The organism is Streptomyces sp. CA-251387, from assembly GCF_050936625.1.
In the GTDB taxonomy this organism is placed as follows: domain Bacteria; phylum Actinomycetota; class Actinomycetes; order Streptomycetales; family Streptomycetaceae; genus Streptomyces.
Genome location: NZ_JBNJMJ010000001.1, coordinates 7573794 through 7594989, shown reverse-complemented (window position 1 = coordinate 7594989; position 21196 = coordinate 7573794). Strand labels below are relative to the sequence as shown.

19 protein-coding genes are annotated in these 21196 nt (G+C 71.8%); 9 read left to right on the top strand and 10 right to left on the bottom strand.

What is annotated here, in order from left to right; translation table 11 throughout:
• Positions 1–16: 16 nt before the first annotated feature.
• The 4 genes from ACQEV2_RS33760 to ACQEV2_RS33745 all read left to right on the top strand — a co-directional run bounded on the left by ACQEV2_RS33760 (position 17) and on the right by ACQEV2_RS33745 (position 5639).
• On the top strand, positions 17–2893 hold the full coding sequence (locus tag ACQEV2_RS33760; RefSeq protein WP_433050121.1) for a glycoside hydrolase family 2 TIM barrel-domain containing protein: 2877 nt from the start codon (positions 17–19) through the stop codon (positions 2891–2893).
• 125 nt (positions 2894–3018) lie between these two features.
• A complete protein-coding gene (locus ACQEV2_RS33755; protein ID WP_433050118.1) occupies positions 3019–4026 on the top strand; it encodes an ABC transporter ATP-binding protein in 1008 nt (335 codons plus the stop codon).
• A 1-nt stretch (position 4027) separates the two neighbouring features.
• Positions 4028–4831 (top strand): ABC transporter permease, encoded by an 804-nt coding sequence (locus ACQEV2_RS33750; RefSeq protein WP_433050115.1) that lies wholly within the window; start codon positions 4028–4030, stop codon positions 4829–4831.
• 1 nt (position 4832) lies between these two features.
• The gene (locus ACQEV2_RS33745; protein WP_433050112.1) at positions 4833–5639 is read left to right on the top strand and encodes an ABC transporter permease; all 807 of its coding nucleotides are present in this window, start codon (positions 4833–4835) and stop codon (positions 5637–5639) included.
• A 91-nt stretch (positions 5640–5730) separates the two neighbouring features.
• Here the strand turns inward: ACQEV2_RS33745 and ACQEV2_RS33740 are convergent, their stop codons facing one another.
• Positions 5731–7734: a calcium-binding protein gene (locus tag ACQEV2_RS33740; RefSeq protein WP_433050109.1), complete on the bottom strand. Its 2004-nt coding sequence runs from the start codon at positions 7732–7734 to the stop codon at positions 5731–5733.
• Between the two features lie 202 nt (positions 7735–7936).
• Between ACQEV2_RS33740 and ACQEV2_RS33735 the strand changes: the two genes are divergently transcribed.
• Positions 7937–8290, top strand: coding sequence for a hypothetical protein (locus ACQEV2_RS33735; RefSeq protein WP_433050106.1), 354 nt, complete (start codon positions 7937–7939; stop codon positions 8288–8290).
• A gap of 5 nt (positions 8291–8295) precedes the next feature.
• Here ACQEV2_RS33735 and ACQEV2_RS33730 read toward each other — a convergent pair whose 3' ends face one another.
• From ACQEV2_RS33730 to ACQEV2_RS33710, 5 genes are all read right to left on the bottom strand, one after another.
• Positions 8296–9570, bottom strand: coding sequence for an MFS transporter (locus tag ACQEV2_RS33730; protein WP_433050103.1), 1275 nt, complete (start codon positions 9568–9570; stop codon positions 8296–8298).
• Between the two features lie 171 nt (positions 9571–9741).
• Complete coding sequence (locus ACQEV2_RS33725; RefSeq protein ID WP_433050100.1) at positions 9742–11043, bottom strand: MFS transporter; 1302 nt, start codon at positions 11041–11043, stop codon at positions 9742–9744.
• Positions 11040–11654 carry an ArsR/SmtB family transcription factor gene (locus tag ACQEV2_RS33720; protein ID WP_433050097.1) on the bottom strand — a complete coding sequence of 205 codons (615 nt, stop codon included), beginning with the start codon at positions 11652–11654 and terminating at the stop codon, positions 11040–11042. The genes ACQEV2_RS33725 and ACQEV2_RS33720 overlap by 4 nt, the downstream gene beginning before the upstream one ends.
• 77 nt (positions 11655–11731) lie before the next feature.
• Positions 11732–12244 carry a hypothetical protein gene (locus ACQEV2_RS33715; RefSeq protein WP_433050094.1) on the bottom strand — a complete coding sequence of 171 codons (513 nt, stop codon included), beginning with the start codon at positions 12242–12244 and terminating at the stop codon, positions 11732–11734.
• Positions 12241–13959 carry a PHP domain-containing protein gene (locus ACQEV2_RS33710; protein WP_433050091.1) on the bottom strand — a complete coding sequence of 573 codons (1719 nt, stop codon included), beginning with the start codon at positions 13957–13959 and terminating at the stop codon, positions 12241–12243. Before ACQEV2_RS33710 ends, ACQEV2_RS33715 begins: the two co-directional genes overlap by 4 nt.
• Positions 13960–14246: 287 nt before the next feature.
• Between ACQEV2_RS33710 and ACQEV2_RS33705 the strand changes: the two genes are divergently transcribed.
• The 4 genes from ACQEV2_RS33705 (at position 14247) to ACQEV2_RS33690 (ending at position 18542) form a co-directional block, all read left to right on the top strand.
• A complete protein-coding gene (locus tag ACQEV2_RS33705; protein WP_433050088.1) occupies positions 14247–15566 on the top strand; it encodes a jacalin-like lectin in 1320 nt (439 codons plus the stop codon).
• 109 nt (positions 15567–15675) lie between these two features.
• Positions 15676–16278: a TetR-like C-terminal domain-containing protein gene (locus tag ACQEV2_RS33700; protein WP_433050085.1), complete on the top strand. Its 603-nt coding sequence runs from the start codon at positions 15676–15678 to the stop codon at positions 16276–16278.
• A gap of 61 nt (positions 16279–16339) precedes the next feature.
• Positions 16340–17770: a hypothetical protein gene (locus ACQEV2_RS33695; RefSeq protein WP_433050082.1), complete on the top strand. Its 1431-nt coding sequence runs from the start codon at positions 16340–16342 to the stop codon at positions 17768–17770.
• Between the two features lie 37 nt (positions 17771–17807).
• Positions 17808–18542: a hypothetical protein gene (locus tag ACQEV2_RS33690; protein WP_433054975.1), complete on the top strand. Its 735-nt coding sequence runs from the start codon at positions 17808–17810 to the stop codon at positions 18540–18542.
• Positions 18543–18633: 91 nt separating this feature from the next.
• Here the strand turns inward: ACQEV2_RS33690 and ACQEV2_RS33685 are convergent, their stop codons facing one another.
• The 4 genes from ACQEV2_RS33685 to ACQEV2_RS33670 form a co-directional block, all read right to left on the bottom strand.
• The gene (locus tag ACQEV2_RS33685; RefSeq protein ID WP_433050079.1) at positions 18634–19506 is read right to left on the bottom strand and encodes a trypsin-like serine protease; all 873 of its coding nucleotides are present in this window, start codon (positions 19504–19506) and stop codon (positions 18634–18636) included.
• A 157-nt stretch (positions 19507–19663) separates the two neighbouring features.
• The gene (locus tag ACQEV2_RS33680; protein WP_433050076.1) at positions 19664–20089 is read right to left on the bottom strand and encodes an NUDIX hydrolase; all 426 of its coding nucleotides are present in this window, start codon (positions 20087–20089) and stop codon (positions 19664–19666) included.
• A 112-nt stretch (positions 20090–20201) separates the two neighbouring features.
• On the bottom strand, positions 20202–20963 hold the full coding sequence (locus tag ACQEV2_RS33675; protein ID WP_433050073.1) for an isocitrate lyase/PEP mutase family protein: 762 nt from the start codon (positions 20961–20963) through the stop codon (positions 20202–20204).
• A 9-nt stretch (positions 20964–20972) separates the two neighbouring features.
• On the bottom strand, positions 20973–21173 hold the full coding sequence (locus tag ACQEV2_RS33670; protein WP_433050070.1) for a hypothetical protein: 201 nt from the start codon (positions 21171–21173) through the stop codon (positions 20973–20975).
• Positions 21174–21196: the final 23 nt, after the last annotated feature.

Sequence of the window (21196 nt, the reverse complement as noted above, 5' to 3'; positions counted from 1 at the left end):
CAAGACCTGGAGACCGATGTCTTTCCGCACCACCCCACCCGTCGACTACGTCGAGGACGTCTCACCGGGCCGCGGGACCCTCCCGCCCCGCGCCTGGTACGCGTCCTCGGACGCCAAGTCCCTGTCCCTGAACGGCAGCTGGCGCCTGCGTCTGTCGGCGACCGCCGGCGCCGAGGACGACTCGTTCGCCGCGGAGGGGTACGACGCCGGGGACTGGGCCGAGGTCACGGTCCCCGGCCACTGGGTTCTGCAGGGCGACGGCGCCTTCGGGTCGCCCATCTATACCAACCACCTCTACCCCTTCCCGGTCGATCCGCCGCGCGTCCCGACCGAGAACCCGACCGGCGACCACCTGCGGGTCTTCGACCTGCCGGAGGACTGGCCCGCCCTGGACGAGGGCGGCGCCGTCCTGCGCTTCGACGGCGTGGAGTCCTGTGCCCGTGTCTGGCTGAACGGCACGGAGCTCGGCGAGTTCAAGGGCTCCCGGCTGCCGCACGAGTTCGCCGTCGGGGAGCTGCTGAAGCCGGCCGGCAACGTGCTCGCGGTCCGTGTGCACCAGTGGTCGGCGGGCTCGTACCTGGAGGACCAGGACCAGTGGTGGCTGCCCGGCATCTTCCGTGACGTCACCCTCCTGCACCGCCCGGCGGGCAGCGTGGGTGACTTCTTCGTGCACGCCTCCTACGACCACACCACCGGCGAGGGCACCCTGTGCGTCGACTCCGACGTCGACGGGCGGGTGTCCGTGCCCGCCCTGGACATCGATGTCGCGACCGGCGAGCCGGTGACCGTCCCGGTCGAGCCCTGGTCGGCGGAGACGCCGAGGCTGTACGACGGTGAGCTGATCACCGCCGGGGAGCGCGTGCCGCTGCGCATCGGCTTCCGTACGGTCGCCCTCGAAGACGGCCTGATCAAGGTCAACGGCAGGGCGATCCTCTTCAAGGGCGTCAACCGGCACGAGTGGCATCCGGAGAAGGGCCGCGCCCTCGACCTGGAGACCATGCGCGAGGACGTGCTGCTGATGAAGCGGCACAACCTCAACGCCGTCCGCACCTCGCACTACCCGCCGCACCCGGCCTTCCTCGACCTGTGCGACGAGTACGGCCTGTGGGTCATCGACGAGTGCGACCTCGAAACCCACGGCTTCACCGAGCAGGCCTGGCGCGACAACCCCGTCGACGACGACCGCTGGACCCCGGCCCTGCTGGACCGCGCGGCCCGCATGGTCGAGCGCGACAAGAACCACCCGTCGATCGTCTTCTGGTCCCTCGGCAACGAGGCCGGCACCGGGCGCGGGCTCACCGCGATGGCCGAGTGGATCCACGGCCGGGACCCGGAACGGCTCGTGCACTACGAGGGCGACATCAACTGCCGTGACACGGACGTGTACTCGCGGATGTACGCCTTCCACGACGAGGTCGACAGGATCGGACAGCGACTCGACGGCGGCACCCACAAGCGCCGTGAACTCCCGTTCATCCAGTGCGAGTACGGGCACGCCATGGGCAACGGGCCCGGTGGCCTCGCCGACTACCAGGAGCTCTTCGAGAAGTACGACCGGCTCCAGGGCGGCTTCATCTGGGAGTGGATCGACCACGGCATCAAGCACCCCGAGCTGGGCTACGCCTACGGCGGCGACTTCGGCGAGGAGCTGCACGACGGCAACTTCGTCTGCGACGGCCTGATCTTCCCGGACCGGCGGCCCTCCCCCGGGCTCGTCGAGTACAAGAAGGTCATCGAGCCGGTCCGCATCGAGGGCGACGGCGCCGACGGCACCGTACGCGTGACCAACAAGTACGACTTCGCCGATCTGTCGGCGCTCGCCTTCGAGTGGGCGTACCAGGTGGACGGCGAGACGGTCGAGGCGGGCGCCCTGTCGGTGCCGAACCTCGCGCCCGGCGAGTCCGCGGACGTCAAGCTGCCGGAGCCGCCCGCGCACGAGCCGAGCGGCGAGACACAGTGGACCGTACGGGCGCTGCTCGCCGCCGACACGGCATGGGGGCTGAAGGATCACGTGGTGGCCTGGGGCCAGGTCCCGGTGCACGCGCGTCGGTCGCCCGCCGTCACCGCTTCCGTCCGTCCCACGGCGAGCGAGCGGCTGATCACGCTCGGCCCGGCCTCCCTCGACGCCCGCACCGGCGCGCTCACGGCCATCGGCGGTGTCGAGGTGACCGCGCCGCGCCTGGACGTGTGGCGGGCGCCGACGGACAACGACGACGGCGCCGAGTGGCAGACGGACACCCGCTACGGGATGCTCTGGCGCAAGTACGGCCTGCACCGCATGCGCCACCGCCTGGACGCCGTCGAGCTGAGCGACGACGCGCTGACGGTACGGACCCGGGTGGCGCCCGCCGCCTGGGAGTTCGGCCTCGCCACGGTGTACCGCTGGACCTCCGACGGCGAGCGGCTGAAGCTGACCGTGTCCGTGACGCCGGACGGCGACTGGACGGTGCCGCTGCCCCGGCTCGGCATCCGGTTCGGGCTTGCGCAGGCGGACCGGGTGCGGTGGTTCGGCGGCGGTCCCGGTGAGGCGTACCCGGACACCCGGCTGGCGTCGATGGTGAGCCGCTGGCAGGCGACCGTGGACGAGCTGCAGACGCCGTACCTCCGCCCGCAGGAGAACGGCGCCCGTGCCGACGTCCGCTGGGTGGAGCTCGGCGGGCTGCGGATCGAGGGCGACCCGGAGTTCTGGTTCAGCGCGCGGCGCTGGACCAACGAGCAGCTGGACGCCGCCCGGCACCTCACGGATCTGACGCCGGGCGAGACGGTGTGGGTCAACCTCGACCACGGCCAGCACGGCATCGGCTCGCAGTCCTGCGGCCCGGGCCCGCTGCCGCAGTACTACCTGCGGGCCGAGCCGGCGGAGTTCTCGTTCGTGTTCTCGACCACCAGGTAAGAAGACCATTAATCGATTGACCGATTGATCGACTTTCCGACAGTGTCGGGACGTCGCCTGCGGCCGGTCGGCACTCCCGCCGACCGGCCGCGACTTGTCTGATCAGACAAAGGAGTTGATGCCCCTTGGATGGCAGCATCGAGGTTCGCGGCCTGTCCCGGACCTTCCACACCACCGTCCGCCGGCCCGGTCTCGCCGGCGGCCTGCGCTCCCTGGTCAATCCGGAACGCGTCGCCAAGCACGCCGTCTCCGACGTGACCTTCTCCGTCGCCCCCGGCGAACTCCTCGCCCTGCTCGGCCCGAACGGCGCCGGCAAGTCCACCACCATCAAGATGCTCACCGGCATCCTCACGCCCACCTCCGGCGAGGCCCGGGTCGCGGGCGTGGTGCCGTACGAGGAGCGCGAGCACAACGCCCGCAACATCGGCGCGGTGTTCGGGCAGCGCACCCAGCTGTGGTGGGACCTGCCGGTGCGCGAGTCGTTCGCGATCCTGCGGGATATCTACGAGGTGCCGAAGGCCGAACATGCCGCCCGGCTCAAGGAGTTCGACGACCTCCTCGACCTCTCCTCCTTCTGGGACACCCGCGTCCGCCATCTCTCCCTCGGCCAGCGCGTCCGCTCCGACCTGGCCGCCGCCCTGCTGCACGATCCGCCGGTCGTCTTCCTCGACGAGCCGACCATCGGCATGGACGTGGTGGTCAAGGAGCAGGTGCGGGAGTTCCTCCGCAACCAGGTGGAGCAGCGCGGCCGTACGGTCCTGCTGACCACGCACGACATGACCGAGGTGGAGCGGCTCGCCGAGCGCGTCGTGCTGATCAACCACGGGCGGCTGATGCTCGACGGCACCCTGGACGAGATCCGCCGCAAGTTCGGCTCGACCTGGCAGGTGCGGGCGACGCTCGCCGACCCGCACACCGATGTCGTACCGCCGCCGGGGATCGCGCTGCTCCGGCACGACGGCCCACGTGTCGTCCTCGGCCCCGACGGGCCCGACGCCCCGACCGTGCACCAGGCGCTGAAGGCGGTCATCGAGCGGTTCGAGGTGACCGACATCGGCATCGACGAGGCGGACCTGGAAGACGTGATGAGGGCCGCGTACGCCCAGGCGGGCGCCGCCGCGGAAGGGGCCTGACATGGCGGTCCTGCACGCCTGGCGCGCGGCCCGCGTCACCCCGCTCGGTGAGCTCCACGCCCCGCCCCGCATGACCGCCGTCCTGCTCCGGCTGACCGTGCAGGTGGTCCTGGTGTGGTCGCTGTGGCGCGGTCTGTACGCCCAGACCGGCACCACCGCCGGACTCGACCGGGACCAGGCGGTGACGTACGCCGTGCTCGCCGTACTGGCCTCCCGCCTCAGGGAGTTGGACCAGCACACGGGCCGGGACATGGTGCTGCAGCACATGCAGCTCGGCACCATCGTCTACTGGTACCTGCGTCCCCTGCCGCCGCAGCGCTACTACGCCCTGCGCGCCCTCGGCGAACAGCTCTACGGGCTGGCGTGGGCGCTGGGCGGCTACGCGGTCTGTCTGGCCGTGGGAGTCGTGGAACCGCCCGGGTCCGCCGCCGTGGCCGGGGTGTTCCTGCTGAGCATGCTGCTCGGCCAGTGGGTCCTGTACTACATCATGCTCGTCCTGGACCAGCTGTGCTTCTTCACGCTCCGCAACAACGCCGCGATGCTGATCCTCCTCTTCGCGCAGAACCTGCTGGCGGGCGTGTACGCGCCGCTGTGGTTCTTCCCGGACTGGTTCATCACACTGAGCGCCTTCCTGCCCTTCCAGGCGACGCTGAGCGTGCCGCTGTCGCTGTACGTGGGCCGGATTCCCTTGTCGGACGCGGCGTTCCAGCTGGCCGTACAGGCCGGCTGGGTGGTGGCGCTGGCGCTGTTCACCCGGTGGGTGTGGCGGCAGGCCGCGCGGCGCGTGATCTCGCAGGGAGGCTGAGATGTCACTGAAGGCTCTGCGCATCGTGTGGCGCATCACCGCCCTCAACTTCCGTGCCCAGCTGGAGTACCGCACCGAGTTCCTGATGATGGTCGCGATCGGCGCGGTCTGGCAGGTGTCGGTGATCGTGTTCGCGACCGTGCTGCTGACCCGGTTCACCGGGATGGGCGGCTGGGACAGCTCCGACGTGCTGCTCATCCCGGCCACGCGGATGCTGGCCCACGGCTTGTTCGTACTGTTCCTGGGACGCATGCACTGGGCGGGCCGGCAGATCCAGGAAGGCAGGATCGACACCTATCTGCTGCGCCCCATGCCGGTCCACCGCCAGGTCCAGCTGGACTACTTCCCCACCAACGCCATCGGCGACCTGACGGTCGCGGCGGGCCTGATGGTGGGCGCGCTGTCGCGCAGTGATCTCGACTGGACGGCGGGCCGGATCACGTACCTGGTCGCGGCCGTGCTGGGCGGCATGCTGCTGGAGGCGGCCCTGTTCACGGCCGTGGCCTCCGCGGCGCTGCGCTTCCCGGCCGCCGACTACTGGGGCCGCTGGCTGGAGGAACTCCTCGGCACGTTCGGCAGCTACCCGCTGAACGTCCTGCCCAAGGCGGTGGGCGGCTTCCTCACCTACGGCCTCCCGCTCGCGTTCGTCGCGTACTTCCCGGCGGCGGTGCTGACCGGTCACGGCCACGACACCATCGTCCCGTACTGGCTGGCGGCGGCCTCCCCGCTGCTGGGCGTGCTGGCGTACCTGGCGGCGCGGCTGCTGTGGCGGTGGAGCCTGCGGCGCTACACGGGCGTCAACGGATGACGGAGACGGCGCGTTCCTGAGAGCCCTTCTCCGGCCGGCCGCCCTGAGTGCCGGCCGGAGAAGGGGCGTTACCGCAGATGACTGATGGTGGTCACGGACAGCTGATCCGGGTGTCCCCGGCGTCCGTCGTGCAGGTGTCCGTGCCGAAACCGCCGTTGGCGGTGTCGTTGCCGGAGACGTTGTCGACGGTGTTGAGGACGTCGTTGCCGGAGTTGCCGATCAGGTTGTCGTTGCCGGGGCCGCCGTTGAGGGTGTCGTTGTTGAGGCCGCCGTCGATGCGGTCGTTTCCGAAGTTGCCGTACACCGTGTCGGTCCCGGAACCGGCGTTGATCGTGTCGTCGCCGCCGAGGCCGCAGATGACGTCGGTGCCGCTGGTGCCGGTCATGCTGTCGTTGCCGCTGGTGCCGATGCGGGTGCAGCCGCGGGAGTTGTTGACCGTGGTGGGGGACGTCGTGGTGTTGTTGGCGGTGTCCGGGTCGGTCTGGGCGGCGCTCACGGTGGCCCGGTCGGTGAGGGTTCCCGTGGCCCGGGGTTCGACGACGACCGTCACGGTGGTGCGGGCGCCGGCGGCGAGCGTGCCGAGGGCGCAGGTCGCGCCGGTGGCGGAGGTGGTGCAGCTGCCCTGGCCCGGGGTGGCCGAGATGACGGTGGCTGCGGGGCCGGTGACCGTGTCGGTGAGGCTGATGCCGGTGGCCGAGGTCGTGGTGCTGTTGTTGGTGACCGTCACGGTGTAGGTGGCGCGGTCGCCGATGCTGACCGAGCCGGTGCCGGTCTTGGTGACCGACAGGTCGACGCCGGCGGGCGGCGGAGGCGGCGGCGGGGTGCCTTCGCCGCCGAGGTAGCGGGCCAGGGCGCGCAGGCCGTCGTTGTTGTGGCCGAAGGCGACGATCTTGCCGTCGGACTGGAGGGCGAGGCTTCTCACCCGGTCGCCGGGGCCGAAGTCGGTGGTGGTGCGGCCGTTGGTGCCGAAGCCGGTGTCGAGGGTGCCGTCGGCGTGGTAGCGGGCGAGCGCGTAGTCGCCGCCGGCGGCGCCGCCCGCGACGATCAGGTCGTCGGGCTGGAGCATGAGGTCGTGCACGGCGGAGCTGGTGCCGAAGTCGGTGGTCACCACACCGTTGGTGCCGAACGTCGCGTCGCGGCTGCCGTCGAGGTTGTAGCGGACCAGGGTGAAGTCGTCGCCGCTCGGTCCGGACATGACGATCTTGCCGGTGGACTGCACCACGACGGTCTCGCCCCAGTTGTAGCCGCCCAGGTCCGTGGTGACCTTGCCGTCGCCGCCGAAGGTGGTGTCGAGGCTGCCGTCGGAGTTGTAGCGGGCCAGGGCGAAGTCGAAGGAAGTCTCGCCCGCGTAGCCGGCCACGACGATCTTTCCGTTGGGCTGCAGGGCCATGTCCCGGGGGACCGCACCGCCCACCTCGGAGAACGAGGTCACGGCCACGCCGTCACCGCCGCCGAAGGCGCTGTCCGGGCTGCCGTCGGACAGGTACCTCACGACCGCGAACCAGCCGCCGGCGTAGGCCGCGGCGACGATCTTCCCGTCGGGCTGCACCGCGACACCGGCCGAGTCCTCGGCCCCGCCGGCCAGGCCTGGGCTGACCCAGCCGTCGCCGCCCCCGAAGGAGGTGTCGACGCTGCCGTCGGAGTTGTAGCGGGCCACCGTGAACCAGCAGCAGCCCGCGAACTCGTCGTCGGTCTCCTGATGCCGGCCGACCACGACGATCTTCCCGTCGGGCTGGAGCGCCACCCCCTGGGCCACGTCGTCGCCGCCCTCGATGTCGGTCAGCACCTCGCCGTCACCGCCGCCGAAGGAGGTGTCGACGCTGCCGTCCGGATTGTGTCGCATCAGGGCGAAATCGGCGCCGAAGCGCTGTTCCCAGCCGACCGAGACGATCTTGCCGTCGGGCTGGACGGCCACGTCCTCGCCTTCGGCCTGGGTGGAGGTCGGGATGCTGACCCGTCCGCCGGTGCCGAACGTGGGGTCCAGGTCACCGGGTGCGGCGAACGCGTCGTGCGGCACGGTGACGACGAACGCCAGTGCCGCGGCCAGGGCGGTCGCGGCACGTAGGGATCCCCGTAGGGAAGCAATGATGGACATGCCGCCAGAGTCCGGGAGATCGGCACCACTTGGGGGCGGCTGGCCAGCGGATCGGCTCACTGGGCCGCAGAGCTCCACCCTGCGGGGTGACCGCTCCGACGATATGAAAGCCCCGCTGACCTCGCCCGATGAACGACGATCACGAACGGACAGCCCGCGCAAGGGCCTACGCCGCCGAAGGCGCCAAGCCGAGCAGTGGGGCGTGTGGGACCTGCTCGGGGCGTCGGTCGCGGGGTGCGCCGAGGATGCCGAACGGGCCGCGCGGTGGCGGGAGTTGGAGGACGGGGACGAGGAGACGCTGCCACTGCGCGCCGTGGTGCCGGAGAGTACGTCCCCGCAGTCGGAGGTCGTGCCGTGGATCGTGTGCCCGCCCTGCGGCCGGGTGCTGGGCCGGGTGCACCGGCGCGAGGAGTGGGGCGGCCTGTCGTACCTCGCGGAGGCGTACGTCGTCTTCGCCCGGGACCGTGCGTTCGGGCCGCTGGTCTTCGACCGGGAGGACGACGGGGCGGCGTGGGCCGCGCTGGATGCGCTGCGTACGGCGTGCGGGTGCTGGTGAGCCGGTCAGGGAGGTCTGCGGCCTGACTGCCGTATCGGTGTGAAGAGTGCGGCGACCGCGATCAGGACGCAGCATGCGCCCGCGAGCAGGCCCACCGGGGCGGTGCCGTGCCGTTCCGCGGCCCAGGTGAGGACGGCCGCGCCGACCGGGGCCGCCGCGTACTGCAGGGTCCAGAAGGCGGACGTGACCCGGCCCAGCAGGGGCTCCGGGGTCACCTCCTGGCGCAGCGACATGGAGCAGGTGCCCGCCATGCCGGCACAGGCCAGGAAACATGCGCTCAGGGCCGCGACGACGGGTACGTCCCGTGCCCAGCCGAGCCCGGCGAAGGACAGCCCGCACAGCGCGACCGCGCCGGTCCAGGTCGGTCCGAAGCCGAGCCGGCGACGGGCCCGTGCCACCAGCAGGGCGCCGGTGATGGTGCCGAGCGCGCCGACGGCCATGACGGTGCCGACCGTGCCGTCGTCGTGGCCGAGGTCGTGCTTGAGGTGGTAGATGACCAGGTCGTTCAGGCCGAGGGTGAGGAAGCTGAAGACGAACAGCAGGGCCGTCAGAGCGCGCAGCACCGGGTGACCGAGGAGGAAGGCGATCCCGGCGCGCAGGTCCCGCCACAGTCCCGGTCGTTCGGTGGGCTGCGCCGGCCGTCCCTGCAGCCGTACGAAGGACAGACAAGCGGCGGAGACGCCGAAGCTGGCCGCGTCCACGCCGACGGCCGTGGCGGGGCCGGACCACGCGGCGACCAGGCCGGCGCACAGCGGCCCCAGCACGCCGGCCGCGGCGGCGGTCGCGTTCAGCCGGCCGTTGGCCTCGGTGAGCCGGTCGGTGCCGACCAGCCCGCGCACGACGGTGACGTAGCCGACGGCGAACAGCATGCCGACGGCCTCGCACAGCGGCAGGACCACGTAGAGCAGCCAGATCTGCGGCCCGAACAGCCACACCAGCGGCACGAGTCCGTACAGGACCATGCGTACGAGGTCGCAGACGATGAGCAGTCCGCGCCGGTCGACGCGGTCCACGACGGCCCCGGCGAACACCGCCGCGACGACCGAGGCGGCCCCGCCGACCGCCGTCAGCAGGCCCATGCGGGCGAGCGAGCCCGTCGCCTGCAGCACCAGCAGCGGCAGGGCGATCAGGGCGAAGGAGTCGCCGAGGACGGAGAGGGTCTGCGCGGCCCAGAAGACCCCGAAGTCCCGCTGCCGCCAGAGCGGGCGAGCGGGGCCGGCCGGGGGTGTGGGAGGCGAGTCGCTGCCGCACTCACCCTCGCGCTGCGCCTCGTACGTCATCCGCCTCCCGTCGACTCGGACTTCGGACGTGCCGCGAGTCCCCGGCAACCTTAGGGGCGCCCCCGGCAACCACGGAACACCGCGCCCGCCTCCCCCGCCTCCACTCGCAGGAGGAGCCGTGTCCCGAGAGTTACGAAGCCAAGCCCGCCTAGACCGGGCTGCCGAACGGGGTCAATCCGGCGGCCTGAGGCGGGGGTTCGGCGGGGCGGGCGGCAGGTCGCTGTCCAGGGAGCGGATCGCGGGTATCGGTGAGGGCAGCAGCCACAGCAGGGACAGCGTTCCGCCGATCGCGGCCGTGACGAGGGTCGCCCGCAGGCCGATCGTGGTGGCCAGCGCCCCTCCGACGACCGCGCCGAGGGGGCGCACGCCGTAGTTGACGGTGCTGTAGGCACCGGTCACGCGGCTGCGCAGGGCGTCCGGGATCACGGCGGTCTGCAGGGAGTTGAGGTTGACGTCGAAGAGCATGACGCCGAGGCCGACGAGGAAGTAGGTCGCGCCTAGGATCCCGGCGCGGGCCCACGCGGGCCCGTCCGCCCCGGCGGCGAGGGCGATGGGCGCCGGGAACAGGACGGCGCCGACGGCGATGCTGCGTCCCACGCCGATCCGCCGGGACAGCCAGGGCGCCGCCAGCGCGCCGACGAGGAAACCGCTCGCCCCGATGCCCATCGCCAGTCCGATGGCCGCCGGGGAGAGGTGGAGGACGCGGTCGGCGAACAGCACCACCAGGCCCGTGCCGGCCACGAACGTGAAGAAGTTGAGGGTCGTCGTGCAACCAAGGCCGGCCCGCAGTATCGGATCGCGGACGATGTGGGTCACGCCCTCGCGCGCGTCCCGCACCAGTGAGGTGCGGTCACCGGTGGCGGGCGCCGGTTCGTCGACGGTGATCCGGCGCAGCAGCAGCGCGGACGCCACGAAGGACAGCGCGTCGGCGGCGACGGCGACCGGCGCGGTCAGCGCCTGCACCAGCCCGCCGCCGAGCGCCGGTCCGGCGACGAAGGAGGCCGAACGGGCGGCACCCAACTTGCTGTTCGCCTCGACGTACGCCGAACGCGGCACCAGAAGCGCGAAGAAGGGCGCCCAGGCACAGCCGGCCACCACGCTCGCCAGACCGGTCAGCAAGGCGACGACGTACAACTGGCCGAGCGTCAGGCCACCGCAGAGATAGCCGATCGGCACCGTCGCCAGCACGCCCGCGCGCACGAGGTCCGTGACGATCAGCAACCGCCTTTTGCGTGGCCTGCGTTCGACCCACGCGCCCAGCACGAGGGCGAGCAGCTGAGGCGTCCACACCAGCGCCGTCAGCCAGGCCACTTGGCCGGCCGAGGCGTCGAGCACACCCGCGGCGACGAGGGGCAGCGCCAGCTCGGAGATCCGGTCGCCGAACTGCGAGACGGCACTGCCCGCCCAGCAGCGCACGAACCTCCGGTCCCGCCACAGGGACGCCGGGGACACGAGCCCACGCTCGCGCCTCATGCGTCCGGACCCTCGGCCGATCCCTCCGCCGCCTCCGGCAGGGCGTACCGCAGCAGCCGTACGTCACGGGTCTCCGGCGGCCGTTCGGCAGGGTCACGCATCACGTACGGCGCGAGTACGGCCTCGATGGCGTCGTCGATCGCGGCCAGTTCGTCGGCCGACACCACGATCCGCGTGTCGGCCAGCTTCGCGACTCTGCGCCAGGCCGGCTCCAGCCGCGGCTCGGTCTCGGTGGCCCAGCGCTCGGGCAGCTCCGCGGCCCGGGCGAACATCTCCCAGCCCAGCGCCCGCGCCGCCGAGGCGCCCTCCGCGTCCTCCGGCATCTGGAACCGGAAGCCCCGCGCCACCGCCTCCCACCGCCGCTCCCGCCGATCGGTGCCACCCTCGGCGTCCCTGACCAGGCCGAACCCCGCCAGATGCCGCAGATGCCAGCTGGTCACGGACGGGGTGGCCCCGACCTGCGGGGACAGCTGGGTCGCCGTGGCGGGGCCGTGCCGCTGGAGGCGTTCGAGGATGGCAAGCCGTACGGGATGCGCCAGTGCCCGCATGGCCTTCGGATCGGTGATCTCTATGTCGCCGAGGCGATTCCCGGTGTTCTCCCGCGCATCCATGACGTGAGAGTGTTCTCTCAGAAATCGTGAGAGTCAACTCTCAGACCGCATAAAGACGTTCGTAAGAAGCCCCGACCTCAGTGGTCCGCGCAGCACGGCGTCGGGTCCGGCACCTCGAAGGGGACGAGTGTGCCGCCCACGGCCGGCATGGCGGTGAGGACGAGTTCGCCGTTCTGCCACTGCGGCCGTACGTGGTTCGCCGTCATCAAGCGTGTGTCGGGCGCCGGTCGGCGGGGACTGCCCAGGACCGTGACGCGGTCGATCGCCGAGCGGTCGAGCAGGTCCGCGACCGTCAGGGTGCCGGTCAGGACCGAGACGCCCGGGTAGATCACCGCCCGGCCCAGCGCGTCCGGCGACCCGTGCGACACCTCGTACTTCCGGGCGGTGAGCCGCTCCTGGGCGGTACGCAGGAGCGGCTCGGACGGGAGGGTGAGGGAGAGAGCCACGCTTGGCCGGTCTCCCCGTACCAGGTGGGTGCAGCCGAACGCGCCCTCGGGAAGGGCGAGTTCGGCCGCCAGGGTGTGAAGCAGGTGGTCGGCCGTGCGGAGGTCCCGGACGTCCGCGTCCACCGTCAGGACGTACGGCGTCATGAGGGCAGGACCCACACCGGGTTGGAGTAGAACCACAGGTCGCGCCAGGGGTCGGCGTCACCGACGACGTCGATGGCCGGGCCGGCCGGGTCGACGGCGGCGCCCATCGGGCCGACGGCGCCGCGGTTGCCGTCGGTGCCGCGCAGACGGACGTAGACGGGGTGATCGACCTTGCCGAGGTCGTACGTGAGGCGGACCGTGCCGGTCGACTTGTCGACCTCGTACGACTTGACCACCTTCGCCGTCGGCGCGGTGAAGGTGTCCTTGTCCGCGACCGGGCCGGTGACATCGCCCTGGATGACGTCGACGCGGGCCAGCTTCGGCACGAAACCGGCCCAGTTGGGTCCGCCGGCCATCGCCACGTCGACCGTCAGCGTGACGTTCGTGCCCTTCCTGACGTGCAGGGCGCCACCGAGCGTGGCCCAGCGGCGGCCGCCGGTCACGCGGACGTCGAGGGCGCTGATCAGCTGCCCGTGGTCGACCCAGACGCGGCCCGCGCGGATGCCGTCCATGACGGCGGCGTAGGAGAAGCCGTCGGCGCCGACGTGTGTACGGCTGTACTGGCCGGGCCAGTAGTCGCCCTGGGTGATGTCGATCCTGCCGCCGTAGACCGGGTCCGGGTACCGGCCGTCGGTGGCGAAGTCGCCGCCGGTGCCGCGCACGGCCGTGTCCGCGTACACCTGGTGGGAGTCGGAGTTGGCGGTGATCCACCAGGGCTTGCCCTCGGCGAGGAGGCTGTCCCACAGGCCGCCGACGGTGGCGGTCATCCAGTCGAAGCCGCCCCAGGTGCGGTAGCTCTCCAGCGGGTAGCCGGGGAAGGAGTTGGCGCTGGGGTTGTTGTCGTAGATGCCGCGGGCGCGGGCCATGCCGAGGGGGGCGGGCAGGCCGGCCGCCTGGTGGCCCGGGGCGCCCTCGAAGCCGACGGCGATCTGGCGTGCCGGGCTCGCGTCGCGCCAGCCGCGGATCTCGTGCGGGGAGTCGACACCGCGCCGCGCCGGGTGGTTGGCGAGCATCAGCGCGTCCTTGACCTTGCGCCGCCGCACCTGCTCGGCAAGGAAGTTCAGGCCCGCGACGGCGAGCGCCTCGTTGGCGGGCGTGGAGTCGCCGGCGCCCTTCACGCTGCCGTCGTAGTCGGTCTCGAACTGCTTGAGGACGGAGACCTCGTTCTTGCCGGGGTGCACGAAGACGGTGCCGTGCTCGGCGGCCGGGATGTTCCACTCCAGGCCCTGGAAGACGAGCGTGTCCTCGTAGGCGGCCCGGGCCGCCCTGATGTCCGGGTTGACCTTCTCGACGCCGATCTTGGCGTGGGTCGCGCTGCCGTGGTCGGTGATGACCAGCCAGTCCATGCCGTGCTTGGCGCCCTGCCGGACCTGGTCGACGACGCGGTACTTGCCGTCGCTGCTGTACTGGGTGTGGATGTGGTGGTCGCCGGCCAGCCACAGGAACCCGTTCGTCCTACGGCCGCCGGAGGCACCGCCGGTCGCGGATGCGGCGGCCGGGGTCGGGGCGAGGACGCCCGCAGCCGTCAGCCCGGCACCGAGCAGACCCGCGCGGCGCAGCAGGGTCCGGCGCGACTGCTGCTCGGGGGTCAGGGCCTCGTCGGGGACGGAGGTGTCGAAGGCGGCGGGCAGGGCGCCGGATGCCGCCGCATCGTGCGCGTGGTCGTGCCCGTGTCCGTGATGGTGGTGGTGGCCGTGCGCGTGCCCGTGTCCCATGAACGCCTCCCCTTGCCGCTGCCTTCTGCGACTGCCTTGTACGACTGCCGTCCGCGGCTGCCTGCTGCGGCGCTTCTGCGCCGCCTGTGGAGGATCAAGGCGAAACATGAACGTTGAACGAGCAGCGCGTGGCCGCCGGGTTCCCCGGACACGGCGGAACGCCACGCTTCTCAACTGTTTCCCCAACGGCCCTTGTACGTCACCCTGGTTGACACTGAACCTGAACACCGCTCACCTTCAGTGCTCACCGTCTTGCTCCTCTGTCACCCCCCGGAGACACCCCCACCATGAGAAGACTGATCGGCACGCTCGCGGCGGCCGCGCTGGCCCTCACCGGCCTCACCACCACCGCGGCGACCCCCGCGACGGCCGCCACCTCCGGCACCTTCAACGTCCTCACCTACAACATCGCGGGCCTCCCCCTCGGCCTCGGCGACAGCGACCCCGAGACGAACACGCCGCTCATCGGGCAGCGCCTGGCCCCGTACGACATCGTCAACGTCCAGGAGGACTTCAATTACCACGCCTCGCTGTACGCCAACGACACCCACCCGTACCGCACGGCGACCAGCGGCGGAGCAGGCTTCGGCGACGGCATGAACACCCTGTCCGACTTCGCCTTCGAGGACTTCCAGCGGGTGAAGTGGAACAACTGCACGGGCACCAACTGCCTGACTCCCAAGGGCTTCTCCCTCGCCCGCGTGCGCCTCGCCGAGGGCGTGTTCGTGGACCTCTACAACGTCCACACCAACGCCGACTCCGACGACGCCGCGCTGGCCGCCCGCCGGGCCAACATCGAGCAGCTGTCGGACTTCATCCAGGCGAACTCGTCCGGCAACGCGGTGATCGTCATGGGCGACACCAACACCCGCTACACGCGCACCGGCGACAACATCCGCACGCTGGCCGGCGAGAACGGCCTGACGGACGCCTGGGTGCAGCTGGTCAAGGGCGGCGCACCCCCGGCGGCCGGCAGCGACGCACTGCTCTGCGACGCGACCGCCCCGACCAACAACTGCGAGGTCGTCGACAAGGTCCTCTACCGCGGCGGCAAGCTGCTCACCCTGAACGCCACCAGCTACAACAACGACTGGAAGTCGTTCCTGCGCTCCGACGGCGAGCACCTCTCCGACCACTTCCCGCACACGGTCGGCTTCTCCTACACCCTCAACTCCTCGTTGCGGGCGAGCGACTTCTTCGGCGGCCCGCACGGCACCGCCTTCAACGACGCCGACGACCTCCCGGCGTCGCCGTCCCCCCGCACGCTCACCCTGCGCGGCGGCTCCCGTCTGGACGCGGTGTCCCTGACCCACGACGGCGGCACCACCCTCGCCCACGGCGGTACGGGCGGCACGGCGACGTCCCTGACCCTGGCCACGGGCGAGCACCTCACCGCCGTAAAGCTGACACAGGGTCAGAAGGACGGCCGCACGCGGATCTTCTCGGCCTCCTTCACGACGGACAAGGGCCGCACGCTGTCCTCCGGCACGGCGACGTCGGACACGAAGACCTTCACGGCGCCGTCGGGCTGGCAGATCGTCGGCTTCACGGGGCGGTCGGGGGACGAGATCGACAAGCTCGGGGTGCTGTACGCCCCGATCGGCTGACGCCTCGCGGTGAGCCCGGCCTCGCCCAGGATGGCACCGGCAGCCTGATTGCCTAGGATGCCTCCTAGAGGCCCTAGGCCAGGTTACGTATCCGGAGGTCAGCCACCCCATGGCCCGCGCAGGACTCACCGCCGACCGTCTCGCCGCGGCCGCCGCCGAGCTCGCCGACGAAGTCGGGTTCGAGAACGTCAGTCTGTCCGCCTTGGCCCGGCGCTTCGGGGTGAAGGACGCGAGCCTGTACTCGCACGTGAGGAATCTGCAGGAGCTGCGGACGCGGGTCGCGCTGCTGGCCGGTGGCGAGATGATCGACCGGATCGCCGCGGCCGTGGCGGGGCGGGCCGGCAAGGACGCGCTGGTCGCCTTCGCCGACGCCTACCGGGAGTACGCCCTTCAGCACCCGGGCCGGTACGCGGCCACCCAGATCCGGGTCGACCAGGCTCTGGTCGCCGACTCCCCCGCGATGCGCCGCACCGCCGAGATCACCTACGGCATGCTCCGCGCCTACGGCCTCGAGGAGCCGGACCTCACGGACGCCGTCCGTCTGCTGCGCAGCACCTTCCACGGCTACTGCGCCCTGGAGTCCACCGGCGCGTTCGGTGCGCCCCGGGCGGTACAGGAGTCCTGGGAGCGCGCCATCGACGCTCTGCATGTGGCGCTCGTGAACTGGCCGCGGAACGAGCACGACCGGCGGCCGCCCCAGTTGTCACCCTGACCTCTTAGACTGGAAGCTTCGCGGAGGTCACACGCCGCCACCACGGGGGAGGGAGCGGGTCTTGTCCCAACAGCAGCTCGGACGCGGCCCCTTGAGGTCCCGTCAGCCCGGCCCCACACCGCCCGCTCCCGATGAGGAACCCCCGGACGGCTCGCCCCCGGCGCGCTTCGTCGGCTGGCTCGGCGGCCTCGGGTGCGCGGCCGCCGGATACGGCGTGTTCCAGTTCCTGTTCAGTGTGCTGCCCGACTCGCTGGACGGTTCGGCCGCCCGGTATCTGATCTCCGGGGTCAGCGGACTCGGCACGTTCGTCGCGGCCTGGCTGGCGGCGGCACTGCTGCGGGCCCGGGCGGCAGCCTCGACCGCCGATCCCGCGCGGGTCACCGCCGTGGGAACCGCCGCCATGGCGCCGGGCGCGCCCGGCCCGCTCCCCCGGGTCTTCGCCGCCGCCTACGACACCCTCGTCGACCAGGTGTCCGTCGTGGCCGACCCGCAGCGCGGTCGGCTCACGGGCTGGCCGCACGCCCTCGGCGAGGACTCGCCGTCCCGGCCCACCCCCGTCGGCACCGCGTACGGCCTGCACATCATGCTCGACCTCGGCATGCCCGACGGACGGCTGAGCACCGGCGACCTGGTGGACACGCTGTGGCGGCTGCGGCTCGCGGACGGCGGCTGGTCGGCGCGGTCGCAGGGATCCGAGGCCCGCCCGGAGGTCACCGCGCTGGTGCTGGGCGCGCTGGCCCGGGCGGGCGCCTCCGGCGAGCGGCTGGCCGCCGAGGTGGACCGCTGCGCGAGCGGCTTCACACGCCAACTCGACCGTGCCGGGCGGGAGTCGACCCATGTGGTGACGACCGTGCTGCGCGGTCTGCTGCGGGCCGCGCCCCGCTCGGACGTCCTGCCCCTGCTGCGCGAGGCCCTCGCGGACGGCGCGATCAGCGACCCGCGCCGGGACCATCTGCGTTGCTGGGGCTACCGCCTGCAGCCGCCGTACGGCAGACCGTCCCCGCTGCACACCGCGCAGGCCGTCGTAGCCCTGGACCGGGCCGCCCGGGTCCTGGGCGAGGACGGCGACGCCCGCGCCGCCCGGGCCCGGACCGCCCGCGAGGACGGCATCCGCTGGCTGCTCTCCTGTCCGGACGCGCCGCACGACACCTGCCCGGACCTGGAGAACCTGCACGAGGAGGTGCGCCGGCCGCGCACGGACGACCCCTCCCACCACGAGGTGCTGAACGTACGGCACTTCACCGCATCCTGGCTGGTCCGTGCCCTGCTCACGCCGGGCGCCCTGGAGCTCGCCCGCGCCGACGGGCTGGAGGACGAGTGGCGGGTGCGGCTGGACGGAGCCGTCGCCGCGGTGTGGGCGGGGCAGACGGACGGCATCTGGTTCTGGCGGCTGGGCGGCAGCGCCGAGCAGCGTCGCCCGATGTGGATGACCTATCAGGGTCTGTCGGCGCTGCGCGCGCATGCCGTATGGATGTACCAGCCGGGTGGCTGAACTCGAAGGTGGCGAGCGGTTGTTGGAGGGCGAGTGCATGGGCGGTCGGCAGATCCTGGCGGCGCGGCGGCTGCTGGCCGGGGCGCTGGACGGTGACCTGTCCGAGCAGGAGCTGGCGGCCGCCGCCCGCTCGGTGGTCACCGCCCTCGGGTCCCCCGACCGGCTGCCCGAGCTGATCGCCGATCTCGCCTCCGGCGCGGGAGATCCGGAGGGCTGCGCGCGGCTGTCGTACCGTCATGTCCTCGGCTTCGACAAGCTGCTGCTCATCGACGGCGGCCCGCGGCACATGCTGCGCGCGCACGTGTGGCATCCGGGGGCGGGCGCGATCGGCGAGGAGGACATCCACAACCACCGCTCGGCGCTGGCCTCGTACGTGGTCCAGGGCCGGTTGGCCATGGAGCTGTACGAGGTCGTCGTCGACGACGGGGACGGCGGTGTCGCGGCGGACCGTTACGAGGAGTCGCTGGCCGAACGGTCGGCGGACTGGGTGCTGAAGCCGGCCGGTGCGGCGCGGCTGCGGCTGACGCATGTGGGGCAGTACGCGGCGGGCAGCTCGTACGCCCTGCCCGCGCACACCCTGCACCGGGCCTGGTGCGACACGGACGCGCCCACGGTGACGCTGTTCCTGGAGACGGGCGCCGAACGGCGCCGCCACACCGATGTGTTCACGACGGCGGGCCCGCATCCGGGCGCGGTGGCGAAGGTGCCACTGGAGGTGCGGGACTATCTGGGGGCGTTGAGCGATCTGGCGGAACGGCTCAGGGCCTTGTGACGGGACGCGGTGCGCTGGACAGGCGGCGCCCCCGCTCGCCCGGCGGCTTGGTACGCCGGGCGAGCGGGGGCGGCATCGGCTGTGGAACGGATTACGGGAGTTTCACGAACGGCGACAGGAAGGCGCGGGCGCCCGGGGTGTCCAGGCGGTACGTCACGTTCGTCGCGTAGCACGGGGTGTCGCCGGTGATCGTGGTGGCGGCGAGGACGTTCTTGCCGCCGATCACCGCGAAGTTGGGGCCGCCCGAGTCGCCGTAGCAGGCACCGCCGTTGCCCTGTGGCGCGGTCATCGCCAGGCGTACCCAGGAGTCGTTGAGGGCGTTGAAGGTGACGGGCGCCTTCATCCGGACGCCGCCGCCGGGGTGGGTCTGGCCGCCGGGGCCGTTGACGGCCTCCTGGGTGCCGTATCCGGCGACGAACCAGTCGGTGGCGTTCAGGCCCTGCGGTCCGAGCGCGCCGAGCTGGTTCGCGGTGGGCAGGGTGGCCGGGGTGAAGGTCCAGCGGGCCTTGACCAACGCGCCGGGCAGTTCGATCACCGAGATGTCGTGGGTGTCGGAGGCGGGCCCGGGGTAGTCGGGGTGGCTGTGTGCGGTTCCCTGGACGGCGACGGCCCTCGCCTGGGCGGCCGGGTCGCCGGGGTACTTCTTGGCGGCGGCGTCGAGGCCGGCCTGCACGTCCTGGTCCAGAGACACGTAGAACTTCACGTTGTCGGGCCAGTCGGTGGTGCAGTGCGCCGCGGTCAGGAAGGTGTCCGCGTCGATCATGGTGCCGGAGCAGACCCAGTCGACCCGGTCCGGGGTCGCGGGATCGCCGTCGTTGTCCCAGGTGGCCACGAGCGCGCCGACCTCGGTGCGTTCGGGGGCGGGCGTCGCGTTGTACGAGTTGATGGCCGAGGACGGCAGCGCCGTGGCGAGCACGGCCGCACAGGCCGCCGCGGTGACGGCGGTGGCGCGTATCGCTGACAAAAGAACTGACCCTTCTGCAGATGAGCCCGGGTGTTCTCCTGTGGGGGGTGCGCCAAGTGAAACGCCTGGTGGCGGCTGCGACAAGAGCGTGCCTGCTTCTGCAGGGTTTTCCCTATGCGATCGGCATACGACAGGCGTGCGATCGGCCCCTGCGGGCTCAGGACCCGGTGAAGGCCTGGCGCACGATGTCTAGGTTGTACGCGTCGATCTCCACACTGGTCAGCTCGGACCGGCCGAGCCACCGCGCGTCCTGATCGGGCTCGGGGAGCGTGACGCTCGCGGACAACGGCCTGACGAGGAAGTTCTCCTGCCAGTTCTTGATCTCATGCCCCCGGTAGTCGCTGACGAAGGACGACTCGCCGACCTTGCGGACGACCTCGCCGAGCAGCCCGGTCTCTTCCTTCAGCTCACGCAGGGCCCCGTCCTCAGGACTCTCACCCGGCTCCAGCTTCCCGCAGGGAACACCCCACACCCGGGGCAGGAACCGCTCCTTCTCGCTGCGCCGCACCAGCAGCACCCGCTCCTGGTCGTCCATCACGACGGCGGCCGCCAGTCGCCTGTCGCCGGGGATGTCCATGGTCATGGTTCCTCGGTCCCTCGCCGGTGATGAGTCCAAAGGGTTTGATACCCGCGAAAGAGTCAACGGTAACAGGAACCCGCGGACCGTCGCCGTGAGTCAGGTCGCGCCGCGGCCGTCACCGGCGGCTGAGCGCGTCCACTTCGTCGTACGACGGTGTGGGGCCCCGAGGAGTCCGGCCCGCCCTGATCTCCGCGACCGCCTCCAGGGCCGCGCCCAGCACCCGCCGGTACGGCAGTGAACCGAGGCTCACGCGCCGCACGCCGAGGTCGGCGAGGTGGGGGAAGCTGGGGCCGGACGGCGAGTAGAGGACGTTGAGCGGCACGTCGAGGCGCTGGACCAGAGCGGCGATCTCGCCGGGGTCGGTGAGTCCGGGGACGAACACACCGTCGGCGCCCGCCCGTCGGTAGGCGTCGATCCGGGCCATGGTCTCCTCGCGGTCACCGGCGCCCAGCCAGTACGTGTCCGTGCGGGCGTTGACGAACAGATCCGGCGCCGCCGCCTTGACGGCTGCGATCTTCGCGGCGTGCAGACCGGCGGAACCCAGACGGTCCTCGAGATTGATGCCGACGGCTCCGACCGCCGCGAGCTCCCGGGCGAACTCCCCCACATCGTCCGGATCCTCGCTGTAACCGTCCTCCGCGTCGACGGAGAGCAGGTACGGCTCCGAGCCGAGGGTGAGGGCGAGTCGTAGCGTCTCGTCGCGGGTGGCCGGCGTCCCGTCGGGCAGACCGGCAGCCGCGGCGACACCGAGGCTCGTCGTGCCGATCGCTCGGAAGCCCTGGGCCGCGAGGGCGGTCGCGGAGGCGTGGTCCCAGGCGTTGGGCAGGAGGAGGGGCTGGTCCGCGTGGTGAAGGTCGGTGAAGGGGCTCTCGGTCACACCGGCACGCTACGGCCTGGTCGCTTCGGTACCGGCCGAAGTGTGCGGGTCGACGTGTGGGGGTCGACATGTGCGGGTCGAAAGAGGCGGATCGGTCACGCTGCCGTCCGGGGCGACCAGGCCGTCGCGCATCAACTCGGCTACGAAGGTGCGCAGTTCGCTGACGGCGGCGTCCAGCTCGGCGCGGGACAGCCCGTCCGAGTGCGGCACCGCCCTCTGGAGCGGGCAACCTC